Annotated in this window: 17 protein-coding genes and 1 pseudogene; 12 read left to right on the plus strand and 6 right to left on the minus strand. The window is 67.6% G+C overall.

What is annotated here, in order from left to right; all coding sequences use genetic code 11:
- The 3 genes from map to smc all read left to right on the plus strand — a co-directional run bounded on the left by map (position 1) and on the right by smc (position 4,998).
- Positions 1 to 774 carry a type I methionyl aminopeptidase gene (gene map, locus ACFQDH_RS13435; protein ID WP_382402093.1) on the plus strand — a complete coding sequence of 258 codons (774 nt, stop codon included), beginning with the start codon at positions 1 to 3 and terminating at the stop codon, positions 772 to 774.
- Complete coding sequence (locus ACFQDH_RS13440) at positions 771 to 1,256, plus strand: GNAT family N-acetyltransferase (RefSeq protein WP_382402095.1); 486 nt, start codon at positions 771 to 773, stop codon at positions 1,254 to 1,256. Before map ends, ACFQDH_RS13440 begins: the two co-directional genes overlap by 4 nt.
- A 94-nt stretch (positions 1,257 to 1,350) precedes the next feature.
- Positions 1,351 to 4,998 carry a chromosome segregation protein SMC gene (gene smc, locus ACFQDH_RS13445; RefSeq protein ID WP_382402097.1) on the plus strand — a complete coding sequence of 1,216 codons (3,648 nt, stop codon included), beginning with the start codon at positions 1,351 to 1,353 and terminating at the stop codon, positions 4,996 to 4,998.
- A gap of 216 nt (positions 4,999 to 5,214) precedes the next feature.
- On the opposite strand, the gene ACFQDH_RS13450 is transcribed toward smc, so the two are convergent.
- The 4 genes and pseudogenes from ACFQDH_RS13450 to ACFQDH_RS13470 form a co-directional block, all read right to left on the minus strand.
- Positions 5,215 to 6,258 (minus strand): hypothetical protein, encoded by a 1,044-nt coding sequence (locus ACFQDH_RS13450; RefSeq protein WP_382402099.1) that lies wholly within the window; start codon positions 6,256 to 6,258, stop codon positions 5,215 to 5,217.
- Positions 6,259 to 6,499: 241 nt separating this feature from the next.
- The gene (locus ACFQDH_RS13455; RefSeq protein ID WP_382402101.1) at positions 6,500 to 6,898 is read right to left on the minus strand and encodes a RidA family protein; all 399 of its coding nucleotides are present in this window, start codon (positions 6,896 to 6,898) and stop codon (positions 6,500 to 6,502) included.
- A 1-nt stretch (position 6,899) separates the two neighbouring features.
- Positions 6,900 to 7,654 (minus strand): annotated as a pseudogene (locus ACFQDH_RS23920) (IclR family transcriptional regulator).
- Positions 7,651 to 8,679, minus strand: coding sequence for a sugar kinase (locus ACFQDH_RS13470; RefSeq protein ID WP_382402108.1), 1,029 nt, complete (start codon positions 8,677 to 8,679; stop codon positions 7,651 to 7,653). The pseudogene ACFQDH_RS23920 and the gene ACFQDH_RS13470 overlap by 4 nt, the downstream one beginning before the upstream one ends.
- Before the next feature lie 111 nt (positions 8,680 to 8,790).
- On the opposite strand from ACFQDH_RS13470, the gene ACFQDH_RS13475 reads away from it, so the two are divergent.
- The 7 genes from ACFQDH_RS13475 to ACFQDH_RS13505 all read left to right on the plus strand — a co-directional run bounded on the left by ACFQDH_RS13475 (position 8,791) and on the right by ACFQDH_RS13505 (position 16,704).
- Entirely contained in the window at positions 8,791 to 10,104 is a 1,314-nt protein-coding gene (locus ACFQDH_RS13475; RefSeq protein ID WP_382402110.1) for a type III PLP-dependent enzyme domain-containing protein, read from the plus strand.
- 43 nt (positions 10,105 to 10,147) lie between these two features.
- Positions 10,148 to 11,731, plus strand: a complete 1,584-nt coding sequence (locus ACFQDH_RS13480; protein WP_382402111.1) for an N-acyl-D-amino-acid deacylase family protein — start codon at positions 10,148 to 10,150, stop codon at positions 11,729 to 11,731.
- 5 nt (positions 11,732 to 11,736) lie between these two features.
- Entirely contained in the window at positions 11,737 to 12,378 is a 642-nt protein-coding gene (locus ACFQDH_RS13485; protein WP_382402113.1) for a bifunctional 4-hydroxy-2-oxoglutarate aldolase/2-dehydro-3-deoxy-phosphogluconate aldolase, read from the plus strand.
- 30 nt (positions 12,379 to 12,408) lie between these two features.
- Positions 12,409 to 13,872, plus strand: coding sequence for a GntT/GntP/DsdX family permease (locus tag ACFQDH_RS13490; protein ID WP_382402115.1), 1,464 nt, complete (start codon positions 12,409 to 12,411; stop codon positions 13,870 to 13,872).
- A gap of 559 nt (positions 13,873 to 14,431) precedes the next feature.
- Positions 14,432 to 15,577, plus strand: a complete 1,146-nt coding sequence (locus ACFQDH_RS13495; protein ID WP_382402117.1) for an LLM class flavin-dependent oxidoreductase — start codon at positions 14,432 to 14,434, stop codon at positions 15,575 to 15,577.
- On the plus strand, positions 15,574 to 16,233 hold the full coding sequence (locus tag ACFQDH_RS13500) for a CE1759 family FMN reductase (protein ID WP_382402119.1): 660 nt from the start codon (positions 15,574 to 15,576) through the stop codon (positions 16,231 to 16,233). Before ACFQDH_RS13495 ends, ACFQDH_RS13500 begins: the two co-directional genes overlap by 4 nt.
- 24 nt (positions 16,234 to 16,257) lie before the next feature.
- Positions 16,258 to 16,704, plus strand: coding sequence for a DUF2752 domain-containing protein (locus ACFQDH_RS13505; protein WP_382402121.1), 447 nt, complete (start codon positions 16,258 to 16,260; stop codon positions 16,702 to 16,704).
- Positions 16,705 to 16,761: 57 nt separating this feature from the next.
- Here the strand turns inward: ACFQDH_RS13505 and ACFQDH_RS13510 are convergent, their stop codons facing one another.
- Positions 16,762 to 17,268, minus strand: coding sequence for a DUF4190 domain-containing protein (locus ACFQDH_RS13510; RefSeq protein ID WP_382402123.1), 507 nt, complete (start codon positions 17,266 to 17,268; stop codon positions 16,762 to 16,764).
- Positions 17,269 to 17,502: 234 nt separating this feature from the next.
- Here ACFQDH_RS13510 and ACFQDH_RS13515 point away from each other — a divergent pair, with 234 nt between their 5' ends.
- Together ACFQDH_RS13515 and ftsY are read left to right on the plus strand one after the other, a co-directional pair.
- Positions 17,503 to 17,685: a hypothetical protein gene (locus ACFQDH_RS13515; RefSeq protein WP_382402125.1), complete on the plus strand. Its 183-nt coding sequence runs from the start codon at positions 17,503 to 17,505 to the stop codon at positions 17,683 to 17,685.
- Positions 17,686 to 17,775: 90 nt separating this feature from the next.
- On the plus strand, positions 17,776 to 19,149 hold the full coding sequence (gene ftsY, locus ACFQDH_RS13520) for a signal recognition particle-docking protein FtsY (RefSeq protein ID WP_382402127.1): 1,374 nt from the start codon (positions 17,776 to 17,778) through the stop codon (positions 19,147 to 19,149).
- Between the two features lie 140 nt (positions 19,150 to 19,289).
- On the opposite strand, the gene ACFQDH_RS13525 is transcribed toward ftsY, so the two are convergent.
- Entirely contained in the window at positions 19,290 to 20,216 is a 927-nt protein-coding gene (locus ACFQDH_RS13525) for an oxygenase MpaB family protein (protein ID WP_382402129.1), read from the minus strand.
- Positions 20,217 to 20,258 lie beyond the last annotated feature (42 nt).

Raw genomic sequence — 20,258 nt, forward strand, 5'->3', positions numbered from 1 at the left:
GTGATCGAACTCAAGACTCCCGCCGAGATCGAGGCCATGCGGCCTGCCGGGCGTTTCGTCGCGTCCGTGCTGACTGCCTTGCGTGACGCCGCAGACGTCGGCGTCAACCTGCTGGAGCTGGATGCGTTGGCGCACAAGATGATTCGCGACGTGGGCGCCGAGTCGTGCTACATCGATTATCACCCCAGCTTCGGCGCTATGCCGTTCGGCAAGGTGCTGTGCACCAGCGTCAACGACGCGGTGCTGCACGGTCTGCCGCACGACTACAAGCTGCGGGACGGTGACCTGCTCTCGGTCGACTTCGCGGCAAGTGTCGACGGCTGGGTCTCGGACTCCGCACTGTCGGTCGTCGTCGGCCAGCAGGACCCCGAGGACCTGCGGATCATCAAGACGACCGAGGAGGCGCTCGCGGCCGCCATCGAGGTTGCCCGCTCCGGCAACAAACTCGGCGACATCTCCGCGACGATCGGCGATGTCGCGCATGCGGCGGGCTACTCGGTCAACACCCAGTTCGGCGGACACGGCGTCGGGCGGACCATGCACGGCGACCCGCACGTCGCCAACGACGGTCGCGGTGGGCGCGGCATGAAGCTGCAGCCCGGTCTGGTCATCGCCATCGAGCCGTGGTTCATGCGCGACACCGACGAGATCTACACCGACCCCGACGGCTGGACGCTGCGCTCGGCCGACGGCTCGCGCGGTGCGCACTCCGAGCACACGATCGCGATCACCGACGGCGACCCGATCGTCTTCACCGATCGCGCGGCGGTATGACGCTGGACCTCGGCCCGCTGCCCGGGGTGCCGGGTGTCCGGGTCGCGGAAGCCACCACGGAGCAAGTACCCGCGATCGTGGCGTTGCTCGCGAACGACATCCTCGGTCGGGATCGCGAGTCCGGCGTGACCGATGTGTACGACGAGGCGTTCGCTGCGCTCGACGCAGACCCGACCGAGCATCTGCTGGTGCTCCTGGACGAACAGGAAGCCGTCGTCGGCACACTGCAACTCGGCTTCGTCCGTAGCCTGTCGCGTGGCGGTGCGCTGCGGGCGCAGATCGAGGCGGTGCGGGTCTCGGAAGCTCTGCGCGGCCAGGGTGTCGGCCGGGCGTTCTTCACGTTCGTGATCGACCTGGCTCGGCGAGAGGGTGCCGTGCTGGTGCAGCTCACGAGCGACCTGCAGCGGGAGGGCGCCATACATTTTTATGAGTCGCTGGGTTTCGTGCACAGCCACGCGGGTCTGAAGCTCTCGCTGACCTGACGTCCCAGGGCCCGTCATTGCGCGGGTCCAGGTGCGGCGCCAAGTAGAGTGGCCGCGATCGCCATACCAGCGCCGCAGAGGAGCTCGCCCGCTCGTGTACGTCAAGAGCCTGACCCTGAAGGGCTTCAAGTCCTTCGCCTCGGCGACCTCGATGAAGCTCGAGCCGGGCATCACCTGCATCGTGGGGCCGAACGGCTCCGGTAAGTCCAACGTCGTCGACGCACTCGCGTGGGTGATGGGGGAGCAGGGCGCCAAGAGCCTGCGCGGCGGCAAGATGGAAGACGTCATCTTCGCCGGGACGACCGGGCGTGCGCCGCTCGGCCGCGCCGAAGTGACGCTGACGATCGACAACTCCGACGGTGCGCTGCCGATCGACTACACCGAGGTGACGATCAGCCGCACGATGTTCAAGGGCGGCGGCTCCGAATACGCCATCAACGGCACCTCCTGCCGACTGCTCGACATCCAGGAGTTGCTGTCCGACTCCGGCATCGGCCGCGAGATGCACGTCATCGTCGGGCAGGGGCAGCTGGATGCCGTGCTGCGCGCGACACCTGAGGAGCGACGCGGTTTCATAGAAGAGGCCGCCGGCGTGCTCAAGCACCGCAAGCGCAAGGAGCGCGCGCTGCGCAAGCTCGACGCGATGGAGACCAACCTCGCCCGCGTCACAGACCTCACCACCGAGATCCGCCGCCAGCTCGGACCGCTCGGTCGCCAGGCCGAGACCGCTCGCAAGGCTGCGACCATCCAATCCGACGTGCGCGACGCCCGACTGCGACTGCTCGCCGACGACCTGGCCCAGCTGACCAGCAACCTGGAGCAGGAGGTTGCCGACGAGACTGCGCTGCTCGAGCGCCAGCAATCGGTCGAAAAGTCTTTGGCCGCAGCGAAATCGCGCCTCGAGCAGCTCGAGCACGAGGCCGCGCAGATCTCGCCGGCGCTGACCAAGACGCAGGAACAGTGGTTCGGGCTGTCGTCCCTCAAGGAGCGCATCGAGGCGACCGCGACGCTGGCCGCCGAGCGGGTGCGGCTGCTGTCCGAGGACGACGAACACGAGGAGTCCCGATCCGGTCGCAGCCCCGAGCAGTTGCAGCAACAAGCCGCGAAGGTTCGCGACGAGCACGACGAGTTGCAGCAGCAGATCGCCCAGGCGCAGGTCGCGCTGGAGCAGGCAACGTCGCGACGGGCCGACCTCGAGCAGGCGCACCAGGCCGAGCAACAGCGACTGACCAAGCTGGCCCGCGCTGCCGCGGACCGTCGCGAGGGCCTCGCGAAGCTCGAGGGGCAGGTCGGCGCTCGCCGTAGCCGCTCGGAGGCACGCGAGTCCGAGCTCGGCCGCCTCACCGCGAGTATGGCGGAGGTCGTCGAGCGATCCACGCGCGCCGAAAGGGAATTCGCGGCTCTCGAGGCCACCATCGCCCAGGACGAAGCCGGCGAGGAAGACCTCGACACGGCATACGAAGAAGCGCAAGCGAAGCTCGACAAGGTCAAGGAGGCCTTCGAGGCTGCCCGCGAGGACGAGCGCACCGCCGAACGCGAACGCACCGGCCAGCAGGCTCGCCTGGAAGCACTCGAGTTGGGCCTGCGTCGTAAGGACGGCGCAGCGCACCTGCTCGGTGCCGAGGGTGCCAGCGGACTTCGCGGATCGGTGTCCGAGCTGGTCTCGGTCGAAGCCGGTCACGAAGCTGCGATCGCTGCCGCGCTCGGCTGGGCGGCCGATGCCGTCGTCGCCGAGTCGTTCGACCAGGCCGCTTCGGCGGTTGACACATTGCGGGCCGACGATGCCGGCCGTGCAGGCATGCTGTTCCGCGGGGCGGCACCGGAGTCGACCGACTCGTGGCCGACGTTGCCGAGCGGCGCCCGATGGGCTCGCGAGGTGGTCGGTGCGCCGGCCGACATACAGCCGACGGTGGAGGCGCTGCTCGACCGGGTCGCACTCGTCGACTCCGTCGACATTGCGAAAACCGTTGCTGCTCTTGGTGATCGGGTCACAGCAGTCACAGCCGACGGCGACGTGTATGCCGCAGGCTACGTCCGGGGTGGTTCCGCGGGAGCACCCAGTCTGCTCGAGATCCAGTCCGCGGTCGACGAGACCCGTGAGCGGGTGGAGCAGGCCACGCACCGGCGGGAGAAGGCGCAGTTCGCCGCCGAGGACGCCCGTGCCAAGGCCGTCGAGCTCAGTGCTGACGTCGATGCGGCGCTGGAGCGACTCAACGAGTCCGACGCGCGTATGTCGGCCGTCGCCGAGCAGCTCAGCCAGCTCGGCCAGGTCATGCGTGGCGCCCGGGCCGAGCGTGAGCGACTCCAACTCCAGCACGCCGAAGCCGAGAAGCAGTTGGCCGCTGGGCACGAGGAGTTGGCGGACCTTGAGCAGCGACTCGCGGCCGCGCTCGAAGAGCCCTCCGAGGAGGAGCCGACCACCGACGAGCGTGACCGGCTGGCCGCGGATGCGGCAGCCGCTCGCAGCGCCGAGACCGAGCAGCGCCTGTCGTTGCGTACCCGCGAGGAGCGGGCCAAGTCGCTGGCCGACCGTGCGAAATCCCTTGAGTCTGCTGCGCGTTCGGAGATCGAAGCTCGCGAGCGGGCTCGTGCTCGCCGTGAGCGTCGCGTGCTTGAGGCACGGGTTGCTGCTGCGGTGCAGACCGGTGCCGGACACGCCGTCGGTGTCGTGGCGCAGTTGCTCGAGGTCGCAGCCCAGCGCCGTACAGCAGCCGACCGGATCAAGGGCGAGCTGGACACGGCACTCAAGGAGGAGCGGACTCGAGTCAGCGCCGTCGGCGACGAGCTGCGCGAGCTGACCGACAGCGTGCACCGCGACGAGATCGCCCGTGCGCAACAGCGGCTGCGGATCGAGACCCTGCAGACGAAGGCGGTCGAAGAGCACGGCATCGATCCCGACGTGCTGGTAGAGGAGTTCGGTCCGCACCAACTCATCCCGCATGTGCCCGGCCCTGACGACGACCCGGACAACCTCCCTGAACCGGTCTCGTTCGTGCGCGACGTCCAGGAGAAGCGACTGCGCTCCGCGGAGCGCAAGCTCAGCCAGCTCGGTCGGGTCAATCCCCTTGCGCTGGAAGAGTTTGCGGCTCTGGAGGAGCGGCACAAATTCCTGACCGAGCAGCTGGAGGACCTGCGGAAGTCCAAGGAAGACCTGCTGTCCATCGTCGCCGAGGTCGACAAGCGGGTGGAGCAGGCGTTCAGCGATGCGTTCGAGGACACCGCTCGCGAGTTCGAGGGAGTCTTCAGCCGACTCTTCCCCGGCGGGGAGGGGCGCATCACGCTGACCGACCCGAGCAACATGCTCACGACCGGCATCGAGGTCGAGGCCCGGCCGCCCGGCAAGAAGATCAAGCGGCTGTCGCTGCTGTCCGGTGGCGAAAGGTCTTTGGTCGCAGTGGCGTTGCTGGTCGCGATCTTCAAGGCGCGCCCGAGCCCGTTCTACATCATGGACGAGGTCGAGGCGGCGCTCGACGACGCCAACCTCGGCCGACTGATCACCCTCTTCGAGGAACTGCGCGACTCCAGCCAGCTGATCGTCATCACGCACCAGAAGCGCACCATGGAGGTCGCCGATGCACTGTATGGCGTCAGCATGCGCGGCGACGGCGTGACCACGGTCGTGTCGCAGCGCATCAAGGACGTGCTGCCCGGTGGCGGCGTCCAGGTGGAGACCACCCACAGCGTGACCGAGGGCAAGACGGTGGCCGACTCCGGCATACCCGCGCTGTCCTCGATGAGCTGACCCTTCGCCCACGGCGGATCCGACCACCCCTCTAACCGAGAGGACACCCGATTGCCGAGAGGACACCCGATTCAGGCCGAAACAAGGCCGAAATCGGCCATATCGCCTGTCCTCTCGATAATTCGGTGTCCTCTCGGCAAAGGAGGGCGCTTGGGGAAGGAGGGCGGCCGGTTTGGTGGGGGATGTCGTCGACGGTCCAGGCGGAGCTGGTTGGAGTCAGCAGACGAATGCGCGCTTCGGGAGTGGGCCGTCGGGGACGGGCCAGCCACCGACCAGCACCGATCGGAGGTGATGCGCGCCGAGCACCTCGTGCAAGCGACCGGGCGCCAGCGCTTCGGCCCAGTTCCACCGCGCGATGTCATCGACGTCGGAGTGGCGTCGAAGTCGCTCTTCTCGGTTCTTCTCCTGCATCAGTGCATCGACTGCAATTTGTCCCGAATCTTCTTGTGACACAGCGTATTTCAAATCGCCGTCGCATTCTCCGACGAGGCCGAGCGTTGGCCAGTAGAAGTCGGTGCGTCCGATGAATTCGTCTCTGTCGTAAAACCTCTTTTGCAAATCCGGCATTGGCAGGCTGGCCTGAAACATGCGCGTCCGGCTCAACGACTCGAGCGGCGACTCGGCCCGGGCGTCGGCGAGATGTATGGCGAGCTGCGCCATACTCCGACCTCGGCGACCTTTGGGGACCTTGTCGTGCTCGGCGAGCAGGGCTTCACGAGTGGTCAGGCCGAGGTGAAGTGCGTTGTCGCACACTGATATTCCTGATGCCAGCCGGGCTTGGCGGGTGTGATCAACGACCATTCGTTCGTATGCCGTCACCAGCAAGCCACCGATCTCCACGTACTCGGGCAACAAGCCGGTCCGTCGGCGACGCACATCGGCGCTCCGGCCCCGCGCCCCTGGTGGCATGACGTATTCGACGAGTTCAGTGCGGGTTCCGATGGCCGGCGCGGCCCAGACGGCTTCGGATGTGCCGCGTGAGAACACCAGAGGTCGAGCAGCGGCCTGCTGCACCATGCACGCTTTCACGATCAGCACGTCTTCCGGACCGAGGTCGCCGATCCCGCTCGTATAGGCGGCTTGCCGCAATCTCACCAGTTGGCCGGGACCATCGCCGACGGATAGCTCGAAGGCGGCCAATCGAGCAGCGGAAACGGACCGCACAAGGGTTCGCAGCCGCATCACGTGCTCGCTTCGTTCGCGGCGATGCGCCTCCAACTCCGCGACGGTCAGGTTTGGGTCACTCGGTGCCACGCTCATGACGCCCGAGGGTCGCACTTCCGGCGTTGGCTCGCAGAAGTTATCCACAGGGGTTCCGCGCGCCCGGCCGGCGTCTGACGCGCCGGGCTCAGGCGGCGCGCCCCCGTCATACCGACCTTCCATACCGACAGGACAGGCGATGCACCGAGAGGACAGCCGATTCGGCCGATTTCGCCCGAAATTGGGTGTCCCCTCGGTGATCGGGTGTCCTCTCGGCGAGAAGGGTGTCGGGGCCGGGAGGTCAGCCCAAGACGGCCATGGCGTCGATCTCGACGAGGAGGTCCGGGTTGGCGAGGGTGACCATGATCGTCGTCCGGCAGGGGAGCACCGCGTCCGCGCCAAGGCGGTCACGTAGGTATGTCTCGTAGGCGGCGTTCATCTCGGCGAAGTGCTCGGGCTCGGTCAGGTAGACGCACATCGAGATGACGTCGTCCCAGGACGCGCCGCCGGCGCTCAGGATGGCTTCGAGGTTGGCGAAGGTCTGAGCGGTTTGAGCCGCGAGGCCCTCCGCAAGCGCACCCGTCGCCGGGTCGACGCCGGTCTGGCCGGAGGTCTGGACGATGCCGTTCTTGACGACACCTTGCGAATAGGGCGCGGCCGGGATCGGCGCCTTGTCGGTCTTGATCTGCTGTGCGGGCATGTCAGGTCCTTTCTGTTGTGCTGGCCCAGTCGGCCGCGATGGCAGCCGTGGTTTGTTGCAGCGCGGGAAGCAGGTCGTGCACCTCGTCCCGGCTCAGGATGACATCCGGCACCGAGACGGATGCAGCGGCGATGATGCGGCCGGCGCTGTCCCGGATGGGTGCGGCGACGCAGTTGATGAAGTCCTCGTGCTCGGCCGAGTCCTCCGACCAACCCTGGGCCCGCACCTTCGCCAGCTCGGCGCGATAGGCATCCGGCGTCGTGATGGTTCGTTCGGTGAACGGCTGAAAGTCGTTGGCAGTCAAGGCGGTTGCCAGTTGTCGCTCCGGCAGCTCGCAGGTCAGCACCTTGCCGACGGCTGTCGCGTGCAGGGTGCGACCAGACCGACCCGCGAATACATCCGCACCGAGCTGGTGCTCTCGACCTTCGCGATGTAGACCGCACGCCCGCTCTCGTATGCCGCGAGGTGGACAGCTTGCCCGCCTGTCTGTCGTCCGAGGCTCTCCAGGTGGGGTAGCGCGATGTCGCGAATCGTACGTTGTTCCAACGCAGTGGTGCCGAGCTCGAAGAGCCGCGAGCCGAGGAAGTAGCGGTGGTTGTCGTCGCGCCGGACGAACCGGTCGTCCTCCATAGTTCGCAGGAGGCGCAGCACGGTCGTCTTGTGGACCTCCAGGGACTGCGCGAGCTCGTCGAGTGACTGCCCGCCATCGGCCAGACGCTCCAGAAGTTGTAACGCGCGTGCCAGGCTCTGGCTCATCGCGTGCCCCGAACTGCCTGCAGGACAGGGGAATCGATGCCGCGGCTGCTCACTGACGTATGTTCCCAGTCGGCGTCGGTGGCCGTGACCAGGGCTTGCCGGACGGTGGGACCGGGCAGGTGTCGGGCGTGGTCGCCCGGCTCGGCGAGGACACAGGCGGCGCTGAGATGCCCGAGCCGGAGGCGCGTCACTGCGTCATACCCCGACAGCAAGCCGGCGAGGTAACCGGCGGCGAACCCGTCGCCGGCGCCGACCGGCTCGACGACTTCGACCCGTAGGGCACGGACCGTCGTCGTGGTGCCGTCCGGAGCGAACTCCCGGGCGACGTGCGCGTCGGACTTCAGGACGATGCGAGCCCGCGGGCCGATGAGGTCGCGCAGCGCCTTCGGGGAGCTCACGCCGAGAGCCGTCTCCGCTTCGTCGGCGCCGAGCAGCACGATGTCGGCGGCGTGCAGGAGCGCAAGCAGGCCGTGCGGCTCCCGGCCGCGCCAGAGTGCAGGGCGCCAGTTGAGGTCGACGCTGAGCGTGAAGCCGTGGCTGCCCCGAGCGGTGATCAGACCCTCCAGCAGGTCACCGTCCGAGGCCAGGATGCCCGCTGTGATCCCTGAGGTGTGCACGATGTCGCAGTCGCTCAGCGCGGTTGCGACCGAAGGCTCGTCGAGCAGCCGAGCGTCCATGGCCGCGGCCGCAGATCCGTTGCGGTAGTAGTACATCCGGCTTCCGGCGGGTCCGGAGTCCTTGAGATAGACGCCGGTCGGCCGCTCGTCGTCCCGCTCGGCGAGGACCGTGACTCCACGCGTCCCCAGGTCACGTTCGACGAAGTCGCCGAACGGGTCGCGCCCGAGCCGGGACACCCAGCAGGTCGGTATGCCGAGGGCGACCAACGCGCCTGCGACATTCGCCTCGGCGCCTCCCACCGAACGGTGCAACAGGTCGGACTGCGCGAGCCCGCCTCGCTCGTGCGGGCGCAGCATGACCATTGCTTCACCCAGGCACAGCACGCGATCCGAGACGTTCGTCGCCACCGTGAAGCACCTTCCCGTGGAACCCTTGACGATGTGTTGGCAGCGATGCTACACATGACCGGCCACATTATGCAACGAACGTTGCAAAATACGCAACGGTGAGAGGCAGGCATGAATCGCGCGGCTTTGGAGGCACTGTCCGACGAGCGCGTCGACTGGCGACACAAAGGGATGCCGCCGGCGTTGTGGGGTATGACGGTCGCGGAGATCCGAGCCCGACGGCCTCGACTGTCCGAGCTGCCGACGCCGTTGCTCACGCTGTCGCGACCGGCCCTCGACCACAACGTCGATGCACTCTCAGCCTGGTGCGCTGCAAGGGGATTCGACCTCGCGCCGCATGGGAAGACGACGATGGCTCCGTCGCTCTGGGCGGAGCAGCTCGATGCCGGTTCGTGGGCGATCACCGTCGCCAACCTTCCGCAACTCGCGGTCGCGAGGGCATTCGGCGTGGAGCGGGTGATGGTTGCCAATGCGGTGATCTCCCCACTGTCGCTGCGCTGGATCGTCGACGAGCTGGCGGCGCACCCGGATGACGAGATCTACGTGTGGGCGGACGCCGTGCGGACTGTGCAGCTCATGCACGAAGCGCTCGCGGCGCATGTCGCCGAGGTGGGGGCCAGGCCTCAGTTGCGCGTCTTGGTGGAGCAGGGTGGAGCCGGTGGCCGGACGGGTGCACGCGACCTCGCGACCTCCTTGGAAATCGCTGCGGCCGTGGCGGATTCGCCATACCTCATGCTTGCCGGTGTCGCCGGTTATGAGGGGGCGATGGCGCACACGGCAGACCAGCAGGCGCGGGATGTCGTGGCGTCATACCTGCGCGACCTGGTCGAAGTGCACCAGGAGATCGTCGCTGCCGGCCGCTATCCCGACGGCGTCACGCCGGTGGTCTCCGCCGGCGGCAGCGCCTACTTCGACGTCGTCGACGAGGTGCTGCGGCCGCTGGTCGACGACGGTGTTCGGGTGGTGCTGCGCAGTGGCGCCTACATCATTCACGACGACGGTTTCTACCGTCGCATTTCGCCACTCGGCGACCACCCGCGCACCGATGGGCCGACGCTGCACTCGGCGATGCACGCCTGGGTGCGGGTGTCGTCGCAACCCGAGCCGGGTCTCGCGATCTTCGACGCCGGTCGGCGCGACCTGTCCTTCGACGAAGGCCTTCCCGAGGTGCAGCGCCTGCGGCCGCGCACGGTCGGTGAGCACGTGCAGGACCTGCACGGTCTCACCGTCACCGCGCTCAACGACCAGCACGGCTTCCTGAGGTGGGACGTCGACGCACCCGCACCTGTCCGGATCGGTGACGAGCTGCGGCTCGGCCCGTCTCACCCGTGCACCGCGCTCGACAAATGGGTTTTGTTGCCCGTCCTGGACGACGCCGACTCCGATGACCCGGTCGTGATCGACCTCGTGCGGACCTGGTTCTGAGGGCGACGTCATCGCTGCTGACCTGCTGATCCGGGACGCGCTGGTGATCGATGGCACCGGTGGCCCGGCATACGACGCCGACGTGACCGTCGAGGGCGGCGTGATCACCGGGATCCACCGCGACACGGCGCGCGGGTATGTCGCTCACCGGGTCATCGATGCCGAAAGGCGAGTGTTGTCACCGGGATTCATCGACATGCACGCGCACTCGGACATCCAGATCTTGGCGCAACCCGATCACACGGCCAAGGTGAGCCAAGGCGTCACGCTGGAGGTGCTCGGCCAGGACGGTCTGTCGTTCGCACCCATCGACGGCCCGTCGCGAGACACGTTGCGCCGGCAGATCGCCGGCTGGAACGGTGACCCGGCCGGATTCGCATACGACTGGGACACCGTGGGGGAGTACCTGAACCGGCTGGATCACGGAATCGCCTGCAACGCAGCGTATTTGGTGCCACAGGGCACCCTGCGGTTGATGGTCGTCGGGTCCGACGACGTGCGCGCCACACCCGATCAGCTGCAGCAGATGGAGACGCTGCTCTCGGTCGGGCTAGACCAGGGCGCGGTCGGCATGAGCAGCGGATTGACATACCCACCAGGCATGTTCGCCGATGACGACGAGCTCGTCGCCCTGCTGCGGGTGGTGGCCGCGCGCGGTGGCTACTACAGCCCACACCATCGTTCGTATGGCGCCGGGGCGCTCGCGGCATACGAGGAAATGATCGAGGTATGCCGCGCCGCGGGCTGCGCCCTGCACCTGACCCACGCGACGATGAATTTCGAGCCCAACAAAGGCCGCGCGGGCGAGTTGCTGCAACTGATCGACGACGCGCTCGACGACGGGGCCGACATCACGCTGGACACCTATCCCTACCTGCCGGGCTCGACGACATTGAGCGCGATCCTGCCGAGTTGGGCGACCACCGGCGGTCCGGACGAGTTGTTGCGGCGACTGCAGGACCCGACGGCGCGGGATCGCATCGGGCATGAGATCGAGCACGTCGGCACCGACGGTTGCCACGGCTGCGTCACCGACTGGCGGACCATCCAGATCAGCGGCGTCGGCAACCCGGACCTCGCCGACCGAGTGGGCCGCACGATCGCCGAAATCGCGGCAGCCTCAGGGGAACTCGCCACCGACGTGTTCTTCGACCTGCTGGTCCGGGACAAGCTCGCGACCACCATCCTGCAGCACGTCGGCCACGAGGAGAACGTGCAGGCGATCATGGCGCATCGCACCCACTGCGGCGGCTCCGACGCGATCCTCGTCGGGGATCGCCCGCATCCTCGTGCCTGGGGCACCTTCCCGCGTTTTCTCGCGCGCTACGTGCGCGAGCTGGGCGTGCTCGACCTGGTCGACTGTGTGCACCATCTGACCGGGCGGCCTGCCGCGCGGCTCCGGCTGGACCGCCGCGGGCTGGTGCGCGAGGGGTATGCCGCGGACCTCGTCCTCTTCGACCCCGACCGGGTGAACGACACCGCGACCTTCGAGCAGCCGCGGCAGCAGGCCGACGGCATCGACTGGGTCTTCGTCAACGGCCGCGCCGTGATCGAGACCGGACAACGCACCGACCAACTTCCAGGGCGCGCATTGCGCCGGACCGATGAAGGGACGAAACCGCTGTGAGTGAAATGGCGACGCAGGTGCTGGAGGCCCTCGCGAAGGATCGAGTCCTGTCGATCGTGCGGGCACCCCGGATCGACGACGTGGTCGCGCTGACCGACGCGCTGTCGGCCGGCGGCATACGCGTCCTCGAATTGACTTTCACCACACCAGGATTGACCGACCTGCTGCGTACCGCGGCCGAGGCGGCGTCCCGGACCGGCGCGTTCGTGGGCGCCGGCACCGTGACCACCGGCGAGCAGGCGCAGGCGGCCGTCGCGGCGGGTGCCCAGTTCATCGTCACTCCCGGGCTCGGGCCGCACGCCGACGAGATCGTCGAGGCTGCACACCGGTCCGGGGCCGCGGTCGTGCTCGGTGCGCTGACACCCAGCGAGGTGATGACCGCGGTCGAACTCGGTGCCGACGTCGTGAAGATCTTCCCCGCACGCGCGGTCGGCCCGTCATACCTCTCGGATCTGCATGGTCCTTTCCCGAACGTCCCGCTCGTGCCCTCCGGCGGTGTCAACGCCGACAACGCGGCCGACTTCCTTGCCGCAGGCGCCCTTGCCGTGACGGCCGGCACGTCGGTGGTGGCACCTTCCGACGTCGAGAACGCCCGCTGGTCGGAAATCACCCGCAACGCCGCTGCCTTCTGCGCCGCACTCCACTGACTCGAGAACCCCTGAAAAACGGAGAGATTCATGACAACACTGCTCCATCCGGTGTCCTTGGTCGCGGCCGACGACACCATCAAGAAAATCCATGAGCCATGGGCCGGCCACGACACACAGGCCCTGGTCGTCACCGTGATCGGCATCGCGATCATCGTGGCGCTCATCATCAAACTGAAGATGCACGGCTTCCTCGCCCTGACGATCGGCTGTCTCTTCGTCGGCATCGGCTCCGGCATCAGCCTGGAAAAGGTGGCCCTGTCGTTCGAGACCGGCGTGGGAGCGGTGCTCGGCAACGTCGGCGTGCTGATCGTGCTGGGTGCGATGCTCGGCAAACTGCTCGCCGACTCCGGAGGCGCCGACGAGATCGTCGACAAGATCCTCACCGGCGGCGACGGTGCCCTGCCCTGGCGGATGGCGCTCATCGCGTTCATCATCGGGATCCCGATGTTCTTCGAAATCGGTCTGGTGCTGTTGATCCCCGTGGTGATGCTGGCGATCAAGCGGTCCAAGAAGCCGGCGATGACACTCGCCATACCCGCGCTGGCCGGTCTGTCGGTGCTGCACGGCTTCATCCCACCGCACCCCGGCCCGCTCGCGGCGATCGCCAACCTGCACGCTGATGTCGGCACCACGCTCGCGATCGGTCTGCTGATCGCGATCCCCACCGTGATCATCGCCGGCCCGCTCTTCGCGACCCTCGCCGCCCGCATGGTGCCGATCGGTGCCGCCGGTGCCGGCGGCAATCTGGTGGCCGACAGCGGTGTCGACAAGGCCCAGGACAGCGTCGAGGCTGCTCCGGCCGACGGCTCGGCCGCCGTGACCCGGCGCCCGACGTTCGGCTGGACGATCGGAACGATTCTCTTCCCGGTGGTGCTCATGCTGATCCGCGCGGCCGCCGAGGTCTGGATGAGCGAGAGCGCCTGGATCTACCCCTTCCTGCAGTTCATCGGCGAGCCGGTGGTCGCCCTGCTCCTGGCAGTGCTCATGGCGATGGTGACCTTCGGGACCTCGGTCGGCTTCTCGCTCGACACGATCACCGAGAAGCTGAGCGACAGCCTGAAGCCCATCGTCAGTGCGACCTTCATCGTCGGCGCCGGTGGCGGCTTCAAGCAGGTGCTGCTCGACGGTGGCACCGGCATTGCGATCGGCAAGTTCGCCGTGGCAGCAAGCCTGTCGGCGCTGTTGCTCGGTTGGATGATCGCCGTGTTGATTCGGGTGGCCACCGGGTCGGCGACCGTCGCCACGGTGACCGCGTCCGGCATCGTCGCGCCGCTGGCGGTCGGCCTGTCCTCGACCCATCTGTCGCTCGTCGTGCTCGCCGTGGGCGCGGGGTCGCTGTTCTTCTCGCATGTCAACGACGCGGGATTCTGGCTGGTCAAGGAGTACTTCGGCCTGACGATCGTGCAGACCCTCAAGACGTGGTCGGTGATGGAGACGATCATCTCGGTGGTCGGCCTGGCCCTCACCTCGCTGCTCTGGGTGATCATTTAGCGGGTTGATCATGCCGTCGTATGACGGGGCCGACCTCGTATGACGGGGTCGGCGCCTCGTCATACCGGCCTCTCGTCATACGCGCCTCTCGTCATATGCCGAGAGGACAGGCGACGGTCGAGAGGACACCGGATTTGGCACCGCGGGGCCCCGCGAGGCCCCATATCGGATGTCCTCTGGGTGAACGGGTGTCCTCTCGGTAAAGGGGTTTGCCGAGAGGACAGGCAACGATCGAGAGGACACCGGATGTGGCACTGCGAAGGCCTGAATCGGGCGTCCTCTGGGTGAACGGGTGTCCTCTCGGTAAAGGGGCTTGCCGAGAGGACAGGCGACGGTCGAGAGGACACCGGATGTGGCACTGCGGGGCCCCGCGAGGCCCCATATCGGATGTCCTCTGGGTGAACGGGTGTCCTCTCGGCCAAGGGGTTTGTCCTTTCGGCATAGGGGTTGGGCTGGGTGAGATCGGCCGGTCGGCCGGCTGGAATAGATCGAGGCGAGGGTCCGTTATGGTGGCAGTTAGTTAAAATTTGAGAGACTTCGAGATCAGGGAGTGAGTCGCATGCAGTTCGGCGTTTTCACCATCGGTGACGTCACCACGGACCCGACGACCGGTCACACGGTGACCGAAGCCGAGCGGGTCCAGTCGATGGTCGCCATCGCCAAAAAGGCCGAGGAGGTCGGCCTGGACGTCTTCGCGACGGGGGAGCACCACAACCCGCCGTTCGTCGCGCCGGCCAACCCGCCGATCCTGCTGGCCAACATCGCCGCCCAGACGACCAACCTGCAGTTGTCCACCGCAACGACACTGATCACCACCAACGACCCGGTGCGGCTTGCCGAGGACTACGCCTACCTGCAGCACCTCGCCGGCGGCCGCGTCGACCTGATGCTCGGCCGCGGCAACACCGGTCCGGTCTACCCGTGGTTCGGCAAGGACATCCGCAAGGGCATCCCGCTGGCCGTGGAGAACTACCACCTGCTGCGTCGGCTCTGGCGCGAGAAGGCCATTGACTGGGAGGGCGAGTTCCGCACGCCACTGCACGGCTACACCTTGGCGCCGGCGCCGCTGGACGACGTGCCGCCGTTCGTCTGGCACGGCTCGATCCGCAGCCCCGAGATCGCCGAGCAGGCCGCGTTCTACGGCGACGGCTTCTTCCACAACCACATCTTCTGGAACAAGGAGCACACCCAGGCGATGGTGCGTCTCTACCGGCAGCGCTTCGAGCACTACGGCCACGGAGCCGCGGACCAGGCGATCGTCGGACTCGGCGGTCAGGTCTTCATGGCCGACACCGAAGCCGAGGCCAAGCGCACCTTCCGGCCGTACTTCGACAACGCACCCGTCTACGGTCACGGCCCGTCGCTGGAGAGTTTCACGCGTGACACCCCGCTGACCGTCGGCACACCGCAGCAGGTCATCGAGCGCACGCTCGGATTCGCCGACTACGTCGGTGACTACCAGCGCCAGCTGTTCCTGGTCGACCACGCCGGCCTGCCGCTGGCGGCGGCGCTTGAGCAGATCGAGATCCTTGGCAAGGAGGTCGTGCCGGTGCTGCGTCGCGAGTTCGAAGCGCGTCGCCCGGCGCACGTGCCGAGCAACCCGCCGAGCCACGCGTCCCTGGTCGCCGAAGGTCCGGACTCGCCGCACCGCAAGGTGATCAGCGCGACCGCCGGTCTCGAGCAGGCAGAGGAGGCTGCGGTATGACGCACCGTCTCGTGGTCCTGACCGCGGGCCTCAGCCAGCCCAGCAGCACCCGCTTGCTGGCCGACCAGATCGCCGGCGCGGTCGACGCTGAAGTCAGCGCGCGAGGCGAGGCGATCGACATACAGACCTATGAATTGCGTGAATACGCAGTCGATCTCGCCACCATGATGGCGACAGCGGGTATGCCGACGGCGCGTCTCGACCAGTTGCGGCGCGCCGTCTCAGCGGCCGACGGACTCGTCGTCGTGACGCCCGTCTTCGCTGCCAGCTACAGCGGCGTTTTCAAGATGTTCTTCGACGCCCTGGACGCCGACGCGCTGAACGGTATGCCGGTGATCATCGCAGCGACCGCGGGCACTCCGCGGCACTCGCTGGTGCTCGACCACGCGCTGCGGCCGCTGTTGTCGCACCTGCGTGCGGTCGTGATGCCGACCGGTGTCTTCGCTGCGACCGAGGATTTCGGTGGCGGCGTGGACGGCAGGGAGCTCGGCAATCGGGTCGCGCGTGCGGCGGCGGAGTTGGCTGCACACGTCGTCTCCACCGACGGCGACGCAGTCGCGGGCTTCACGCCGTCCCGCGCGGGTCGGGACCCGGGCGTCGACCTGCCGGCGGAGGTCACGCCGTTCATGACGCTGCTCGGCGGTCATTCGGGCTGACGGCAAGTGGCCTAATCTGGGGGAGTGACAACCACCGAGCTCGGCCCGGCCGAGACCACCGACGTGCCGCTCGCGCAGCGTGTCCGCGGGCCGCTGCTGACGACGGTCGGTGGCGTTGCGGCGATGGCAATGCTGCACTTCTACGACCCGCACCGGTCCGGCTCCTATGCGTATTGCCCGTTCCTGACGCTGACCGGCCACCCGTGCCCACTGTGCGGCGGCCTGCGCGCGATGAACGATCTCACCCGCGGTCACGTCGTGGACGCGCTGCTGAGCAATGCCGCTGCGGTGTTCATCCTGTGCGGTGGTGCTGTCCTGATTGTGCGGTGGTTCGTGCGTCGGGCGCGTGGCGACGCCGCCGCCATCTTGTTGCCGACGCCACGAATTGTCACGACGGTGTTTGCACTGGCGATGCTGGTCTTCACCGTCTACCGCTGGACCCCGTGGGGGCACTGGCTCTACCAGGACTGACCCTGCGCGAAGAGGCCGGTCACCGCTAGTGCGGTGACCGGCCTCTTCGCGCAAGTTTTACTTCTTCGCAGTGAGTTGGTAGATGATGCCGATGACGTTCAGCACCGTGAAGACGATGCCGAGGATGTAACCGACCTTCACCTTCTGCCGGCCAGTCAGCACGCCGTTGGACCGGTCGATCTCCTGCAAGCCTTGGCGACCCATGACGATGGCAACGACGCCGAAGATGAAACAGCAGAAGCCGAGGATGCCGAAGACCAGAATCATCGTGGCCTTGGAGTATTCCTGCGGGGCCTGAGCGCCATACGGGCTGCCACCCTGCTGCGGAGCGCCGTACTGTGGGGATCCGTAGGGCTGCGCGCCATACTGCGGAGTGCCACCCTGCTGGGGCTCGCCGTACTGCGGGGCGCCGTACTGAGGGGCACCGTACTGCGGGTCGCCCTGAGGTGCGCCGTACTGGGGTGAGCCGTACTGCGGGTTGTTGCCCGAGCCGTCGCCGGACCCGTCCTTCGGCTGTTCGCCGTAGCCGCCCGGCTGGTTGGGGTCGTTCGGATAGTTGGTCACAGCTGATCCTTCTGTCGGGGTGCGTCGGGATGAGGGTAACGAAGGCGCCGGTGCCGTGCATCCCACGTCAGCCACCGGAACGCAGGGTATGACGCAATCCGGTGCCGTGTCGCTCCATCGCGAATCGGGGTTTGACGGGCGTTCACGTTCCGGATGACGTGAATTGGGCAACTTTCCCCGTCATACCAAGGGTTTTGACTTGGTAATCACAGACTCAGGCTGGACAATCAACTCATGGTGTGGTTGATCTTGGCGCTGGTCATCGGTGTTGCGCTCGCAGGGACGGTCATTGGTCTGGTCGCGGTGCCCGCTCGGCGGGAGGGCCGTGAGCTGCTCACGGAGCGCGCCGAGGGCATGGTCAGCTCGGTGACTGAGCGACGTGGGCGCAAGGTGAGCTCCGAGTCCGACTCGGAGTGACACGCCGGGCGATGACGCCCGTAGCGCGGTTGTGCAGGTTCCCGGGTGGCACCACGCCCGGTCCGCTGATCCATTTGGGATGATGTCGACGTGGACTCGCTCTGGGAAATCCTTGTCATCATCACGGTCGTCGTTCTCGCCGGTCTCGGGCTGCTCGTCGGCTACCTGCGAGGTGGCGGTAAGAAGTCGGCTCCGGAGGTAACGCCGCCACCGCCGGCGCGCGAGGCGAAGACCCGCACCGCCAATACTTATAAGCCAGGCGGCACCTCGACGATCGACACCAGTAAGGGTGCGTCGCCGAGACCACCGGTCAAGCCCGCGCCGAAGGACTCGACCGCGGGGCCGGCGACTGGTTCGCCCGGCGGTGCGGCCACCGCGTCCGCCGCGAGCACGCCGACCGTGGAGCCGGCCACCGAAGGCGCCGGGTCGGCAACAGCGCAGCAGGCGCAGCCGGTGGCCCCCGCCGCCGACACGTCGGCCGACGCCACGGACGTCGTCGAGTCGGTTCCGGCTGAAGCTGAACCTCAGGTTGAGCGGCCCGAGTCGGCGCGAGGGCGGATGACGCGACTGCGCTCGCGGCTGGCCAGCTCCAACAACGCTCTCGGCAAGGGCCTGCTCACCGCGCTCTCCGGCGACACGCTGGACGACAGCGTCTGGGAGGAAGTCGAGGACACCCTGCTCGGTGCCGACCTCGGAGTGGACGCCACCACCGAGATTGTCGACGGGTTGAAGCGTCGAGTGCAGGTTGAGGGTGCGCCCACCACCGAGAAGTTGGAGAGCTGGCTGCACGAGGAGCTGCTGGCGCAGGTCGGTCCCGACATGGATCGCCGGATCGCAGGGACCCGGGTCGGTGACCGCCCGGCCGTGATCATGGTCGTCGGCGTCAACGGCACCGGCAAGACCACCACCATCGGCAAGCTCGCCCGCGTCCTGGTCGCCGAGGACAAGGACATCCTGCTCGGGGCAGCGGACACGTTCCGCGCCGCTGCGGCCGACCAACTCGAGACCTGGGGTGCCCGTGTCGGTGTGCCGACCGTGCGCTCGGCCAAGGAAGGCGCCGACCCGGCTGCCGTCGCCTTCGATGCCGTGAAGGCCGGTCGCGACAACGAGGTCGACGTGGTGCTGATCGACACCGCCGGCCGCTTGCACAACAAGGTCGGCCTGATGGACGAGCTGGCCAAGGTCAAGCGCGTCATCGAGAAGCAGAGCCCCATCGACGAGTGCCTGCTCGTGCTGGACGCCACCACCGGCCAGAACGGCATGCGCCAGGCCGAGGTCTTCGCGCAGGCCGCCGAGATCACCGGTGTGGTGCTCACCAAGCTGGACGGCACCGCCAAGGGCGGCATCGTCGTGCTCGTGCAGCGTGAGTTGGGTGTGCCGGTCAAGCTGGTCGGCCTCGGGGAAGGCGCCGATGACCTGGCGCCGTTCGACCCCAAGGCATTCGTCGACGCCGTACTCGACTGAGTCCTCGGACTTCACTCCTCGCGAAAAGGACCGGGGCGTACACGAACGAGTTCGTTGTACGCCCCGATCCTTTTCGGTCGTCGTTGCGTCGGCGCGTCGGCTCGCTCAGCGCTCGCCGGATCAGCGCTGTCGCCTCTTTCTCACCTGTGGCGAGAGGCGTCGGTGGCTTGATTGACGCGGCGATCCTTTTGCACCTGCGGGTCCGACAGCATCCAGCGCACACCCGCGGCTCCGACGTTGCCGGCGCCGCGCAGCAGCGCGGCACTGCCGGGTGGGGTGCGAATGCCCAGCATGCGTCGCGCGTATGCCGGCAACGTCCCGACCGCGCCCGCGACAAGGCTCAGGTAGCCCGGCCGGGCTGATGGTGTCAGCGGCGGCTCCCAGAGGATGAAGTGCAGCGCCGCTCGGGCGGCGGGCGTGCTCCGCAACTCCGGCCGGTATGACGCAAGGACCTCTCGCAGGCCCGCGACCGTCGTCGGGGCGCCGTCGAAACCGAGTTGGGTTGAGACCGAACCGATCTGGGCGACATACCTGTCGGCCTCGGAATCCGTGAGGGTTCCGCCGCCGAACGCGCGGTAGCAGGTGAGGAAACTGTCCGTCTCGGCCACGTGCACCCAGGCCAACAATCGCGGGTCATCGGCGCGGTACTCCACACCCTCGAAGCTGCCGTGCACCCGGCGGTGGATGCCGCGCACCCGCGCCAGCAGTCGCTGCGCGTCCGGGATCGTGCCGAACGTCGTCGTCGAGATGAAATTGCTGGTCTGCTGCAACCGGCCCCAGGGGTCGTCCCGGTAGCTCGAATGCTCGTCGACACCGGCCATTGCCAACGGATGCAGCGACTGCAGCAGCAGCGCCCGGATCCCGGCGACGAACATCGACGCGTCCAGGTGCACCCGCCAGATCGGATCGTCGGGGGTGAACCAGCGATCGCCGGTCTTGCCCCAGATGCCGTCGGCGCGGCGGGTCGCATCCTCGCCGGCGACACGCTCGCGCAGTTGCACGGCAGCCTTGTGACGCACCGCGTCGTGCACACGGCGCACCGGTGCCGGAAGGGCGAGCGACGTCATACGGCCATTATGCGCGGGGCCTCGATTCGCTCCTCCGCTGCT

Origin of the sequence: Flexivirga alba, from assembly GCF_042661025.1 — a bacterium.
GTDB classification, from domain to species: domain Bacteria; phylum Actinomycetota; class Actinomycetes; order Actinomycetales; family Dermatophilaceae; genus Flexivirga; species Flexivirga alba.